Annotated in this window: 15 protein-coding genes; 8 read left to right on the top strand and 7 right to left on the bottom strand. The window is 30.9% G+C overall.

The genetic code is table 11. The features are described from left to right. Positions 1-90: 90 nt before the first annotated feature. Positions 91-1419, bottom strand: coding sequence for an inorganic phosphate transporter (locus tag ABD766_RS08700; protein WP_344816310.1), 1329 nt, complete (start codon positions 1417-1419; stop codon positions 91-93). 26 nt (positions 1420-1445) lie between these two features. Next, complete coding sequence (locus ABD766_RS08695) at positions 1446-2090, bottom strand: DUF47 domain-containing protein (protein ID WP_298303871.1); 645 nt, start codon at positions 2088-2090, stop codon at positions 1446-1448. Between the two features lie 159 nt (positions 2091-2249). Here ABD766_RS08695 and ABD766_RS08690 point away from each other — a divergent pair, with 159 nt between their 5' ends. The 5 genes from ABD766_RS08690 (at position 2250) to ABD766_RS08670 (ending at position 6320) form a co-directional block, all read left to right on the top strand. Next, a complete protein-coding gene (locus ABD766_RS08690; RefSeq protein WP_344816309.1) occupies positions 2250-3878 on the top strand; it encodes an acyl-CoA carboxylase subunit beta in 1629 nt (542 codons plus the stop codon). A gap of 77 nt (positions 3879-3955) precedes the next feature. Continuing rightward, positions 3956-4183, top strand: coding sequence for an RDD family protein (locus ABD766_RS08685; RefSeq protein ID WP_344816308.1), 228 nt, complete (start codon positions 3956-3958; stop codon positions 4181-4183). Between the two features lie 4 nt (positions 4184-4187). Beyond that, the gene (locus ABD766_RS08680) at positions 4188-4361 is read left to right on the top strand and encodes an RDD family protein (protein WP_344816307.1); all 174 of its coding nucleotides are present in this window, start codon (positions 4188-4190) and stop codon (positions 4359-4361) included. After that, the gene (locus ABD766_RS08675) at positions 4362-4655 is read left to right on the top strand and encodes a hypothetical protein (RefSeq protein ID WP_344816306.1); all 294 of its coding nucleotides are present in this window, start codon (positions 4362-4364) and stop codon (positions 4653-4655) included. A gap of 45 nt (positions 4656-4700) precedes the next feature. Continuing rightward, positions 4701-6320 carry a M1 family metallopeptidase gene (locus ABD766_RS08670; RefSeq protein WP_344816305.1) on the top strand — a complete coding sequence of 540 codons (1620 nt, stop codon included), beginning with the start codon at positions 4701-4703 and terminating at the stop codon, positions 6318-6320. A gap of 10 nt (positions 6321-6330) precedes the next feature. On the opposite strand, the gene ABD766_RS08665 is transcribed toward ABD766_RS08670, so the two are convergent. From ABD766_RS08665 to ABD766_RS08655, 3 genes are read right to left on the bottom strand one after another with little or no spacing between them, the layout of a single operon-like run. Further along, positions 6331-6720: a hypothetical protein gene (locus ABD766_RS08665; RefSeq protein WP_344816304.1), complete on the bottom strand. Its 390-nt coding sequence runs from the start codon at positions 6718-6720 to the stop codon at positions 6331-6333. A 4-nt stretch (positions 6721-6724) separates the two neighbouring features. After that, positions 6725-7777, bottom strand: a complete 1053-nt coding sequence (locus tag ABD766_RS08660) for an AMP-binding protein (protein ID WP_344816303.1) — start codon at positions 7775-7777, stop codon at positions 6725-6727. After that, positions 7770-8714, bottom strand: coding sequence for a CPBP family intramembrane glutamic endopeptidase (locus ABD766_RS08655; RefSeq protein WP_344816302.1), 945 nt, complete (start codon positions 8712-8714; stop codon positions 7770-7772). The genes ABD766_RS08660 and ABD766_RS08655 overlap by 8 nt, the downstream gene beginning before the upstream one ends. Positions 8715-8786: 72 nt before the next feature. Between ABD766_RS08655 and arsC the strand changes: the two genes are divergently transcribed. After that, on the top strand, positions 8787-9128 hold the full coding sequence (gene arsC, locus ABD766_RS08650; RefSeq protein WP_344816301.1) for an arsenate reductase (glutaredoxin): 342 nt from the start codon (positions 8787-8789) through the stop codon (positions 9126-9128). A 101-nt stretch (positions 9129-9229) separates the two neighbouring features. Continuing rightward, the gene (locus ABD766_RS08645) at positions 9230-11671 is read left to right on the top strand and encodes a TonB-dependent receptor (protein ID WP_344816300.1); all 2442 of its coding nucleotides are present in this window, start codon (positions 9230-9232) and stop codon (positions 11669-11671) included. Positions 11672-11738: 67 nt separating this feature from the next. Here the strand turns inward: ABD766_RS08645 and ABD766_RS08640 are convergent, their stop codons facing one another. Both ABD766_RS08640 and corA read right to left on the bottom strand, forming a co-directional pair. Then, the gene (locus ABD766_RS08640; protein WP_344816299.1) at positions 11739-11906 is read right to left on the bottom strand and encodes a hypothetical protein; all 168 of its coding nucleotides are present in this window, start codon (positions 11904-11906) and stop codon (positions 11739-11741) included. A 96-nt stretch (positions 11907-12002) separates the two neighbouring features. Next, positions 12003-13073 carry a magnesium/cobalt transporter CorA gene (gene corA / locus ABD766_RS08635; RefSeq protein WP_344816298.1) on the bottom strand — a complete coding sequence of 357 codons (1071 nt, stop codon included), beginning with the start codon at positions 13071-13073 and terminating at the stop codon, positions 12003-12005. Between the two features lie 69 nt (positions 13074-13142). Here corA and hutI point away from each other — a divergent pair, with 69 nt between their 5' ends. Beyond that, positions 13143-14381 (top strand): imidazolonepropionase, encoded by a 1239-nt coding sequence (gene hutI, locus ABD766_RS08630; RefSeq protein ID WP_344816297.1) that lies wholly within the window; start codon positions 13143-13145, stop codon positions 14379-14381.

The raw sequence follows: 14381 nt of genomic DNA, 5'->3' as shown, positions 1-14381 counted from the left end.
TTTCGATTTCGGTGAAAACTTAACATTGGGCAATGAAAATTAATACTATATTTTAAATAGTAGTATTTGTAAAATAAGTTATTTTAATAATTAAAATAAATTTACAAAATAGTAAACCAAAGCAGCCAAAACAGCTGAAACAGGAATGGTTAAAACCCATGCCCATAGTAATTTTACTGTTACACCCCAACGTACAGCAGAAACTCTTTTCGTAACTCCTACTCCAATGATTGATCCTGTAATGGTATGTGTTGTTGATACCGGAATCTTGAAATGCTCTGTTGTAAATAACGTTAATGCACCTGCAGATTCAGCAACAACTCCTTCAAAAGCAGTGACTTTTGTGATTTTTGAACCCATTGTTTTTACAATTTTCCATCCACCACTTAATGTTCCTAATGCAATTACTGAATAACAAGTTAAAGGAATCCATTCGGGCATTACACCATCAAAATGAACACCATTAGAATCTGAAGGAAGTTTTACATTTAAATCCAACCAAAATCCTGATAAATTAAAATTTGGATTGTCTTTTATAAATACAGCAACTGCAGCTGCTATAATTCCCATTACTTTTTGCGAATCATTACCACCATGCCCTAAACTAAAGGCTGCTGATGATAAAAGTTGCATTTTCTTTAAAACCTTTTCGGCTGTAGCAGTTGAAAAACTACTGAACAACAAATTAAAAATTGCTAAACTATAAAATATAAAAGCAACTAAAAACCATTTAATATTATGTGGTTCTGTAACAACACTCCAAAAATGACTTTCAAATCTAGGTTTTTTAATATCTTCATAGTTTACCATTACTGATACTAAAAACCAAGCTACTAATAGCATTAAAATAATAGTGAATATTTTTGGATAAATGTTCTTTTTAGAAGAATACATCAGCCATAAAGAAATGAAATAAGAAATTATCATTCCTAATAAAGGAGCCAAAACAATAAATAAAATAACTATAAATACACCTGATGGTAATAACTCGCCATCTTTTGCAGCCTTAAACCAATTTACAATTTTGAATCCTGCATGCTCAATGTCGGTTACACCTGAAAATCCGTGAGCAACTGCTGCACCGGCAAAACCACCAATTAGTGTATGTGAAGATGATGATGGAATTCCTTTTAACCAAGTAATAATATTCCAAATGATTGCGGCAATAACACCGGCTAAAATTACAGTTAAATCAATACTGCTTGTATGTGCTGTTTTTGCAACTGTATCTGCTACTCCAAATCCGAAAACCCAATAAGCAAGAAAGTTAAAAAATGCAGCCCAAAGAACCGCTTGAAAAGGTGTCAAAACTTTGGTAGCAACGATTGTAGCAATAGAATTTGCTGCATCATGGAAACCATTGATATAATCAAATACTAAGGCAAGAAATATGATTACAATAAGTAAAGTAAAATCCATAAATATAGAATTTTAGATAAAATTATTTATGAATGTTTAACAGAGATTTGCTCCATAACGTTTGAAACACTTTTGCATTTATCCGATGCCATTTCTAAAGCTGAAAGTACTTCTTTATATTTAATGATATTTTTAGCATCGGTTTCATTTTCAAAAATATCAGCTACAGCTTTATCAAAAACTACATCAGCTTTACTTTCAAGTTTATTGATTTTTTTGCAAGTTTCCTTAATCATTTTGATATTATTCATATCTTTCAATTGCTTGATACCTTCACCAATTAATTGACATGCTTCCAAGTTTATCTCCGTTAATTTTCTAATTGATTTAGTAATTTTGTCAACTTGATATAATCTTATTCTACTAGCGGCACCGTGCATGTTATCGGCAACGTTATCAATAGATTTTATTAAGGAATGAATATCTTCTCTATCAAATGGAGTAATGAAGTTTTTACTCAATTCTAAGTGTGTTTTGTGTGTAATTTCTTCAATTGTAGCTTCAAGTTCTTCTATTTTTTTAAAATACTCTTCTCTCTCAGCTTTTGGTGCATTTACTGCTTCATGTAAAGTGTTGGCAAGAATAATTAAATTTGCAGCAGCTTGTTCAAATAAAGGAAAGAACTTTTTATCTTTCGGTACAAAAAATTGAAAAATACTATTTAGTGTCATTAGGTATAAAATTTTATGCAAATGTATTCAACTAATATTAAGAGAATGTTAAGTTACAAGAAAACTAGGTAAATAAATTTATTTCTGTTTTTTAAAGAACTATTCTGTTTTTTCAAACGTTTTCGTACTTTAGCAAAAACAAAATAAGTATCAAATTTTATGGACTTAAACTTCAACAAAAACGAAGATCATAACAAACTTTTATTATCTGATTTAAAGCAAAAATTCGCCAAAGTTAAACTTGGTGGTGGTGAAAAAAGAATTGAAAAACTTCATGCAGAAGGCAAAATGACTGCACGAGAACGTATCGATTATTTACTTGATAACAAATCAAATAGCATTGAAATTGGAGCATTTGTTGGAGACGGAATGTATGCCGAACATGGTGGTTGTCCTTCTGGTGGCGTTGTGGTGAAAATTGGATATATTTCAGGAAAACAATGTATCGTTGTTGCCAATGATGCCACTGTAAAAGCTGGTGCTTGGTTTCCAATTACTGGAAAGAAAAACCTTCGTGCGCAAGAAATTGCAATGGAAAATCGTCTTCCAATAATCTATTTGGTCGATTCTGCTGGAGTTTATTTGCCAATGCAAGATGAAATTTTCCCTGACAAAGAACATTTTGGAAGAATTTTTAGGAATAATGCGATAATGTCAAGCATGGGAATTACTCAAATTGCTGCTGTTATGGGAAGTTGTGTTGCTGGTGGCGCTTATCTTCCAATCATGAGTGATGAAGCCATGATTGTTGATAAAACTGGAAGTATTTTTCTTGCTGGAAGTTATTTAGTAAAAGCTGCCATTGGTGAAAATATTGATAATGAAACACTTGGTGGAGCAACAACCCATTGTGAAATTTCTGGAGTAACCGATTATAAAGCCAAAGATGATAAAGACGCATTAGATAGAATCAAAAGCATCGTTGGAAAAATTGGTGATTATGAAAAAGCTGGTTTCAATAGAGAAAAACCTCAAAAACCTGCCTTAAAAGAAGAAGATATTTATGGAATTATTCCAAAATCTCGTTCTGATCAATATGATATGATGGAAGTTATCAAACGATTGGTTGACAACTCTGAAATTGATATGTATAAGGAAGATTACGGAAAATCAATCATCACTTGTTATGCAAGAATTGATGGTTGGGCTGTTGGAATTGTGGCTAATCAAAGAACGGTTTCTAAAACCAAAAAAGGTGAAATTGAATTTGGAGGTGTTATTTATTCAAGTTCTGCAGATAAAGCAACTCGTTTTATAGCCAATTGTAATCAGAAGAAAATTCCGTTAGTTTTTCTTCAAGATGTAACTGGTTTTATGGTTGGCTCTAAATCAGAACATGGCGGAATTATTAAAGATGGAGCAAAAATGGTAAATGCGGTTTCTAATTCTGTAGTTCCTAAATTTACTGTTGTAGTAGGAAATTCTTATGGTGCAGGAAATTATGCTATGTGCGGAAAAGCTTATGATCCAAGATTAATTTTTGCTTGGCCAAGTGCCGAATTGGCTGTTATGGGTGGAACGCAAGCTGCTAAAGTTTTGGCACAAATTGAAGCTTCATCACTAAAAGCAAAAGGCGAAACCGTTGACGAAAAAGTAGAACAAGAATTATTTGACAAAATCAAAGCAAGATACGATGCACAAGTTTCTCCTTATTATGCAGCATCAAGACTTTGGACAGATGCAATCATTGATCCATTAGAAACTAGAACATGGATTTCTATGGGAATTGAAGCAGCTAACCACTCACCTATTGAAAAGAAATTTAATTTGGGTGTGATTCAGGTTTAATATTAGATATTAGATTTTAGATATTAGATATAAATACAAACTTTTTATTACTAAGAAAAACCATGACATTTTAATTAATGAAGTTAGCAAAGAAAAGAGATAGAATTTTAGCTTTTATAATTGATTTTTTAATCTATGCTGTTTTTATTTTTATTTTCGGATATTTCTTTGGAGAAAAAAACGAAAACGGATATCAAATAACAGGTTTTCCTGCTTTTCTTCTTTTTCTAATTGGATTAGGATTGTGGCCAATAAATGAAGCTTTTACAGGTCAAACCTTTGGAAAAAAAAATAGTTGGACTTAAAGTCATGAATAAAACTAACAATAAAGATATTAGCGGAACTCAAGCTTTTGTAAGATTTGGTATGGGTATTTTTGATTGCATTTTTATGATTGGTTTACTTGTTGCCTCAACAAATAATAACAAACAACGAATTGGTGATTTAGTTGCTGATTCAGTTGTAATTGATATTAATAAATGAATGAATGAGATAAGTAAAAAAATACTGAAAGTAGTTTTTATCATTTTAGTTGGTTTTCCATCAAGTATTTTCTTTTACATTAAAATTGAAGAGCTAATTATAGAAGATAACGGTGGTTTCGGTAATAGATATAGAAATCCTAAATTAAGTTGGTTGTTTGATTATTTCTATAATTTAAATGACTATCGATATACTGCTAATGCTCTATTTTCTATTATAATGTTTTTGTTTGGATTTTGCTTTGCAATAGTACTGATGCATTCTTTAAATAAATTATTAAAATTAATCAAGTAACAAATCCATAAAACCAACAACTAATCAATTATAAATCAAATCATCATGAAAAAAATCTTTATTATTGGTTTAACTATACTTGGTTTTCAAACTGTTTTTTCACAAAACTTTACACGTAGAGATTCGCTTCAAGGTGGTTTGCGTCTGGAGAGAACTTGTTATGATGTGCAACGTTATGATTTGAATATCAAAATAAATCCTGACGAAAAATCGATTGTGGGTTACAATGAAATTGCTTTTAAAGTAGTTGAGAATTCCTCAAAAATTCAAATAGATTTATTTGAAAACATGCAAATTGATAGCATCATTCACAACAATAAAAAACTAGAATACAAACGTGAGTTTGACGCCGTATTTATTGATTTTCCAAGTGGTTTAACTGCAAATTCTTCTGAAAAAATTCGTTTTTATTATTCAGGAAAACCTAAAGTAGCTAAAAATGCTCCTTGGGATGGCGGTTTTGTTTTCAAAAAAGACAAACAAGGAAAACATTGGATTGGAGTTGCTGTTCAAGGAACTGGAGCAAGTTTATGGTATCCTGTTAAAGATTCACAAACCGATGAACCTGATTTGGGTTCAACCATAAAAGTAGCAGTTCCAAACGGATTAATGAATGTTTCCAACGGAAGATTTAAAGGTTCAGAGGATTTAAAAAATGGATATACTCGTTGGGATTGGGAAGTTAAAAATCCGATAAACAATTATGATATTACTGTAAATATTGCCGATTATGCTCATATTCACGACAATCACAATGGTTTAGATTTAGATTATTATGTGTTGCGTGACAATGAAGAAATTGCAAAAAAACATTTTGAAGAAGTAAAACCAATGATGGATTGTTTTCAAACCAAATTTGGTAAATATCCGTTTGCAGAAGATGGTTATAAATTGGTTGAAACTCCTTATTTAGGTATGGAGCATCAAAGTGCTGTAGCTTACGGAAATAAGTACAAAAAAGGTTATATGGGAAGTGACTTATCTATGTCTGGCGTAGGTTTACTTTTTGATTATATCACTATTCACGAAAGTGGTCACGAATGGTTTGGAAACAGCATCACATCATCAGATATTGCTGATATGTGGATTCACGAAGGATTCACTCAATATACAGAATTGGTCTATATTGAATGTCAGTTTGGCTATGAAAAAGCCATGAAATATGCCAAAGGTTTAAAACTAAACGTAAGAAACGACCGACCAATTATTGGTACTTGTTGTGTAAATAATGAAGGTTCTGGCGATATGTATCCAAAAGGTGCTTTGCTTTTAAACACTTTGCGTCATGTGATAAATAACGATGAATTATGGTGGAAAATTATTCTGAAATACTCTGAAACTTATCGTCACAAAATTATTGATACACCAACGGTTATTGCATTTTTCAATAAAGAAAGTAGCATGAATCTTACTCCTATCTTCAATCAATATTTGAGTTACAAAAAGATTCCTGCAATAGAAATAAAACTGAATAAAAAGAAATTGGAATTTCAATGGAAAACCGATGTATCCGATTTCAATATGCCAATAGATATCAAAGTAAACGGTAAAGAAATTAGAATCGAACCAACAAACAAATGGAAAAAATCTAAATTCAAAATCAAATCTTTAGACGAAGTTGAAGTTTTGAATAATGAGTTTTTTGTACATGTTTGGAAATTATAAAAAAATTTACCTAAATAATAGATTTAATAATCATTACTCCAATTAAAACTGATAAAGGAGAAATGAATTGAAAATAAATTGGCTTTAAAATATCAGCGGCTTTATTTGAAAAACCATGATGCAATTTCTTAGGAACAAAATAAAGCACCAATGAAGTCGCTAGCATAAACCAACCAAATATTTTAAAAATATCAGGATATTTAGAATATTCTGAATAAATAATTAATGCAGCTGCAGGAATCATTCTAATGGTAATTTCACCATAGTTAATTAAGTTTGTACTTCCTGCTTTTCTTAAAGTTGCTCTAGCAGTTTTTGGTTTGAAAAGCATCAACCCTCCAACAAAAATAAAAAAGACTCCAAATAAAATTAGAGTCCATTTTGCAATTTCTATAACCATGCTTTTATTTTTTAATCAAACTCTCTTTTCTCAAAATCTTACCATTTTCTGTTTCTTTGAATTTAGAAACAAAAACAATTTCTTTTGGACGTTCATATTTGTCTAAACCTTCAAAAATAGCTTTGTCAATATCAAACGATTCACCTTCAACTACTAAAACTACTTTTTCACCAAGTTCCGCATCATCTTTTGATGCAATGTAAAATCTTCTATCAACTTTTCCGTCAAGTTTTTTCTCTACTTGTTCGGGCATAATTTTTACGCCACCACTATTGATAATATTATCAATCCTACCTAAAAACAAAAACTGATTTTCGTTTACTAATTCTACCAAATCATTAGTAATTACAGTTTCTTCTGCAATAATTTGTGGTGCGTGAATAACCAAACAATTTCTGTCGTCATAACTAATTGTAACATGTGGTAAAACTGTAAACTCCTTCTCACCAACTTTTTTAGCAGCAATATGCGTTATGGTTTCGGTCATACCATAAGTTTCATAAACTTCAGTTGGAAGCTTCATCAACTCTTTTTCTAAACTTTTACTAATTCTTGCGCCACCAACAATAAGTTTTTTAACTTTTTTAAGTTCTTTCAACGAATTTTGTGCTTGCATTGGAACCATTGCTACAAAATCATAATTAGTATCATCCAAATTTTCCATTGGATGAGAAGTTGGAGCAACATAATCTAAATCTAAACCAAGAATTATCGAACGAATCAACATCATTTTTCCGGCAACATATTTCACTGGAAGACATTGTAAAGCTCTATTTCCAGAATGTAAACCAAAGAAATCTCCTGTCGCTAATGCAGAATTTACCATGGCTTGTTTATCAACACGAATGGTTTTTGGCGTTCCTGTTGAACCCGATGTTTTCATCTCGATATAGGTTTTTCCATCAAACCAATCTAAAAGAAAATCTCCAACAGGTTTTTCCCAATCGTCACCTTCCTTAATAAAACTATAAGCCACACGACACAAATCTTCTTTGTTAAGATGGAAACCATTTAATTTAAAATGATTGTGAACGTTATCGTAAGTTGGATTAGTCATTGTTTAATTCGTTAATTGTTGTTTTATATTTTATAGCTCCAGTCAATTTTTCTTTCCAATCGGACCATTTGTATTTCCTACTAAACAAAAGTAATAGTAATGGGAAAATCACAAAAACCGGAATAATAATTTCAAGCCCAGCCGATGGATCAGAAATATCTTTAAATATGGAATTCGTTTGTAAAGCCGACCAATCGGAAGTAACCAATAATGCAGTCAACAAGTTATTCGCAGCATGAAATCCTAAAGCCAATTCCATTCCTTCATCCATTAGTGTTATTATTCCCAAAAACAAACCAGTTCCGATGTAATAAACCAAAACAATATTTCCCATTTTATCAATCTCTGGATTGAAAATATGCATAGTTCCAAAAATTACAGAAGTCATTAACAATGGAAACCATTTGTTTTTAGAAAGTTTAGCAAAACCTTGCATCAAATAACCTCTAAATACATATTCTTCAGTACTTGTTTGAATTGGTATCAAAACGATTCCGATTAGCACTAGAATTGCAAAAGGAATGGGTTTGAAATTCCAAATCATTTCTTCTGGACTTAAATAATAGGTCAATAAAACACTCGATATTGTAAAAATAGACCACAACCCAAAAGAGAAAAACACTCTACTCCAATCTACTTTACTTCTTGATGTAGTTACTTCTAAAATGGTTTGCTTGTGAAAATATTTGATTACGATAAAAACGCCTAATAATGCAAAAACAAACGAAAGCATCATCAAAAACAAAGACAAATTAGATTCCAAAACTCGCAACATTCCAGCACTATCGGTTGGCATTGTTCCAGATTTCATGGTTTTCATCAAAACGGCAATACCAAATGGTATTTGACCAATAGTTGAAGCTAAAATGATTAAAATAGATCCTACAATATATTTCCAAAAAGGATTTTCTTTCTTTACGCCTTGTTCTATAAACATAATTCTGTTAAATTTATTTTTTACTAAAATACTATATTTATTGCAATATTCACTTAATTTACAGAAAAAAATATGATAACAATTTACCATAATCCACGTTGTGGAAAATCTAGAGAATGTTTGGCATTTATAGAAAATTCTAAACAAGAATTTGAAATTGTAAAATATCTTGAAAATCCATTAACTTTCAAAGAATTAGAAGTTATAATTAAAAAACTGAATATCAAACCAATAGAATTAATTAGAACCAAAGAATCTATTTGGATTGAAAATTTTAAAGGGAAAACTTTATCCGATAAAGAAATCATTCAATCTATGGTTGATTTTCCTATTTTAATGGAACGACCTATAGTTGTAAATGGAAACAAAGCTGTTATTGCCAGACCATTTGAAAAAGTTAAAGAAATTATTTAGATTAATTCAATTTTACTTTTAACAAACCTTTGTGATTTGTTGCTTAAACGAAAGTTTATTTTTGCAGCCAAATGAGAACTGTGAAATATAAACATCAAATCATGAAAAAAATTAAATTCCTTTTAACTTTAGCTTTTTTATTAAGCAATCTATTAAATTATTCGCAACAAAAGCCTGAAGGTAAAAAGGTAAAAGTAACAGGTAAAATTACCGAAAAAGTAAGTAATCTACCCTTAGAATATTCTACAATATCGTTAGTAAATACTACAACAAACAAAATTACTGCCGGTGGAATTACAGATGCAAAAGGTGATTTTAGCTTTGATGCTTCTCCAGGAACTTACAATGTAAAAGTAGAGTTTATTTCATTCAAACCACTCGAAATTAAAGGAAAAGTTATCAAAGAAAACACAAATTTAGGTACAATTTCTCTTGAAGCTGAAGCTACAAAACTAGATGAAGTAGTAATTCGTTCAGAAAAAACATCCGTTGAAATTAAACTAGACAAAAAAGTTTATAATGTCGGACAAGACTTAATGGTAAAAGGTGGAACAGTAAGTGATGTTTTAGACAATATTCCCTCTGTTGCAGTAAGTGCTGAAGGTAATGTAAGTTTAAGAGGAAACGAAAATGTTAGAATTCTTATAGACGGAAAACCTTCTAACGCCATTAATATCAATGATGCTTTAAGAATGATTCCTGCTGATGCCATTGATAAAGTTGAAGTTATTACCAATCCATCAGCAAGATATGACGCTGAAGGTGGTGGAGGTTTATTGAATATCATCCTTAAAAAAGGTAAAACCAATGGATTAAATGGAGTAATCATCGCAACAACAGGTTATCCTGATAACCATGGTTTGAGTGGAAACTTGAATTACAAAACAGGCGAATTCAACTTATTTACAACACAAGGTTATAATTACAGAAATAATCCTGGTAACTCTTTGTTAGAAACTAATTATTTGAATGTTGGTGCATCTTCTCCTAATTTTATTAATGAAACAAGAGATAATGATAGAATAAACAAAGGTTACAACGGAAACTTTGGTGCTGAATGGTTTTTAGACAAAAATACTACTTGGACAAATACTGTTAACTATCGTAAAATATCTGGTGACAACCAAGATAATGTTTTCTTTGATAGACAATATGCTAATTCGAGTTTGAACAACAAACAAACACGTATTAACTTTGAAGATGGGAAAAGTGAAAACATTGAATTTTCATCTAATTTATTGAAAAAATTCAAAAAAGATGGTCATAAATTAACTATAGATACTCAGTTTTCTAAAAACAACGATGACAACATAGCAACAATTATAGATAGTCAAGATGGTACTGATGCAACAGTTAATATTCAAAGACAAAGTCGTAATTTAATTCAAGCAGATTATGTTTTGCCATTAGGTAAGTCAATGCAACTTGAAGCTGGATATCGTGGCGATTTTTTAGAACAAGGTACAGATGTAACTGTTTTTAATGAAGGAGTTGTAAATACTCTTTTCACAAATAATTTAGTTTACAAAGAAAAAGTACATGCACTTTATTCTCAATACGGATTTAAAGTAAAAAAATTATCTGTTTTATTGGGTATGCGTTGGGAAGATTCTGATATTGATGTAAATCAAATTACAACAAGTGATTTTAATAACAAACGATATAATAATTTCTTTCCAAGTGCTTTCTTTACTTATGAAATATCAGATAAAACAAATGCTTCTATCAGCTATAGCAGAAGAATTCAAAGACCAAGAGGAAGACAAATTAATCCTTTTAGTAACTACTCAAGTAACATCAATATCTTTCAAGGAAATCCTGATTTAGATCCAGCTTTTACAGATGCTATAGATTTAGGATTCTTGAAAAGTTGGGAGAAGTTTACATTAAATACTTCTTTATATGTAAATAAAACAACTGATGCATTTCAATTTGTAAGAAAAGAATCTGGTGCTTTTGTAAATGGAATTCCAGTTATCTTAAGTTCACCTATAAACCTTGCTACAGAATATAGAGCTGGTTTTGAATTCACTTTAAATTATTCTCCTTACAAATGGTGGAAATTAAACACTAACTTCAATTTATTTAGAGTAGAAACACAAGGAGATTTTACTTACACTAATTTCTTAAACAATCAGGTAACTCAAAACTTTGATAACGTTGCAACCTCTTGGACAGCAAGACTAACATCTAAAGTAACTTTGCCTAAAAAGATTGATTGGCAAACCAATGCAACCTATAATGGTCCGCAAACCAATGCTCAAGGTAGAAGTTTAGGTGTTTTTGCTATGAATCTAGCTTTCAGCAAAGATGTTCTTAAAGATAAAGGAACACTTTCTTTAAATGTAAGTGACGTTTTTAATTCTAGAAAAAGAATTATGGAAACTAATATTCCTAATTTTATAAACTCTTATGCTGAAATGCAATGGAGAGTGCGTCAAGTAACGCTTTCGTTTACTTACCGTTTCAACAAACCTAAAAATGAAAAAGATAGACAACCTAAGAGAAATCAAGACGAAGGTGGTGGAGATTATCCAGGTTAATAATAACCAAACTGCATAAAAAAAAGTCCCAATTACTTGGGACTTTTTTATTTTTAAAACAAAACAATTAAGCTTGTTCTAATTCTCTGTTAGCTTTTCTTTCTTTCAATAATTCTCTTGTAGCACCAAATATCCAATAGAATACGAAGTGAATTAAGAAAATCATTAACCAAAAACCAATGGTTAAAATGGTTAAGAAAAGTAAGAAGCCTAAATACTGTTGTAAAGTAAACATGTTTTACAGAATTTAATGTATATACAGGTCAAAGGTAATTGATAATTTTCTTATGAGCAATAATTCTCAAATAATTATTAACTACTTTTTAAACAATCAATACCATTTCTTCTTTTTAAAATAATAAATCATTCCCAAAAGCAATAAAAACATAAATCCGAGAATGATAAAATAACCATATTCCCAATGCAATTCTGGCATATTGTCAAAGTTCATTCCATAGATTCCAACTATAAAAGTTAGAGGCATAAAAAACACCGAAACCACAGTTAATGTTTTCATTACTTCATTCAACTTATGATTTTGAGTGGAAAAATAAAAGTTAGAAGCGCTATCTAATGAAGCTGAATCATATTCTATTTGCTCTAAAAGTTCTAAACACTTTTGATGCAAACGATCAAAGAAACTATAATTTTCTAATTCTATACTATTAAAAACATTGTCGTCTTTCATACTTTTTATAGAATACAACGAATCCCTTAAAGGAATAATTGAACGTTTTAGAAAATTAAAGTTGTCTCTATGTTTTTCAATTTGAATTAAAATATCTGGACTTATACTTGTTTTAGAAATATTAATCAACTCTTCTACTCTATCTTCTTCATTTTCTATTGTAATGTAGAAATTTTCCATTACAGCATCTAATAATAAATAAAGTAAATAGTCCGCTTTTTTCTCACGTACAATTCCAGAATGCGTTCGAATACGTTCGCGAATATGAGTAAAAAAATCACTGCGTTTCTCTTGAAAAGATACTAAAATATCATTTTTTAAAAGAAAACTAATTTGCTCGACATTAATATTATCCGAGTTTTCAACTGGCAACAACGATTTGATATTAAAAAACAAAACATCGTGGTATTCGTCTAGTTTGGTTCGTTTTGTGGTGTTTAAAATATCTCCAAGCATAAAATTGTCTACTTTCAAATAGTCTCCAACAGATTTTATAACTTCAATATTATTTAATCCATGAACATTAAGCCAATTTACTTTATTCAAGTCTACATTTGCGCCTATTTCATGAACGTTTAATTCTTCAAATTCCGTAATATCGTTAGTATCATAAACAAACAATTGCAATTCTGTTTTTATTTGCTTGTGAACTCCAGTGTAGTCAAAAAAACTAGGGATTACTTTTCTTCCTTTTTTATATTTAATTTTTCTCACGAATTCAAATTTTGTCTAAATTTAGAAATTATTATTATTTAAAAAGTAATTTTACGGAAATTTAGTTTCATGACAACACTAATCACCAACATTCAAGAGTTACTTCAAATTAGAGACGCATCCATAAGAAAAGTTTCTGGTAGCGAAATGGCTGTTTTACCTTCTATAAAAAACGCTTATTTATTAATAGAAAACGACCTAATTGCCGACTTCGGTTTGATGGAAAATTGCCCAAAGATTAATGCTGATGAAACTATTCATGCTACCGGAAAAGTAGTGCTTCCGGCTTGGTGCGACAGTCATACACATATTGTTTATGCTGGCAATCGCATTCAAGAATTTGTAGATAGAATCAACGGATTGAGTTACGAAGAAATAGCCAATCGTGGTGGTGGCATCTTAAACTCTGCCAAAAAACTAAACGAAACTTCAGAAGAAGAACTTTACAACCAATCGAAAGCACGCCTTGAAGAAGTCATGAAACAAGGAACTGGAGCAGTCGAAATAAAATCAGGTTACGGTTTGACTGTTGATGGCGAAATCAAAATGCTTCGTGTGATTAAGAAACTTGCTCAAAATTATCCTATTGCCATAAAAGCTACTTTTCTTGGCGCTCATGCGTTTCCTGTTGAATACAAAGAAAACCATTCTGGTTATATCGATTTGATTATTAACGAAATGCTTCCAAAAATCGCTCAAGAAAACTTAGCTGATTATATCGATGCTTTCTGCGAAACTGGTTATTTCTCTGTAGAAGAAACCGAAAGAATCATGGAAGCTGGAAAAAAATACGGATTGCGTTCCAAAATTCACGTTAACCAATTCAACGCTATTAACGGAATTGCAGCTTGCGTAAAACACAACGCTCTTTCTGTAGATCATCTTGAAGTAGTTACCGACGAAGACATTGAAGTTCTAAAAAATACCGAAACCATGCCAGTGGCTTTGCCTTCTTGCTCCTATTTTATCAGCATTCCTTACACGCCAGCACGCCGAATGTTGAACGCAGGTTTGCCTTTAGCGTTAGCCACCGATTTTAATCCAGGAACTACACCATCAGGTAATATGAATTTTGTAGTTGCTACAGCTTGTATCAAAATGAAAATGACACCAGAAGAAGCTATAAATGCAGCTACAATAAACGGCGCCTACGCCATGGGATTAGAAAAAACTCACGGAAGTATCACTTTAGGTAAAAAAGCCAACATCATTATAAGTAAAGAAGTTACCTCTTTCTACCAACTACCCTATTGCTTTGGAACCGATTTAATTGATAGCGTGATTATTGAAGGTAAAAAGATGGTGTAG

Source organism: Flavobacterium cheonanense, from assembly GCF_039539185.1.
In the GTDB taxonomy this organism is placed as follows: domain Bacteria; phylum Bacteroidota; class Bacteroidia; order Flavobacteriales; family Flavobacteriaceae; genus Flavobacterium; species Flavobacterium cheonanense.
This window is presented reverse-complemented; position numbering and strand designations above follow the sequence as displayed.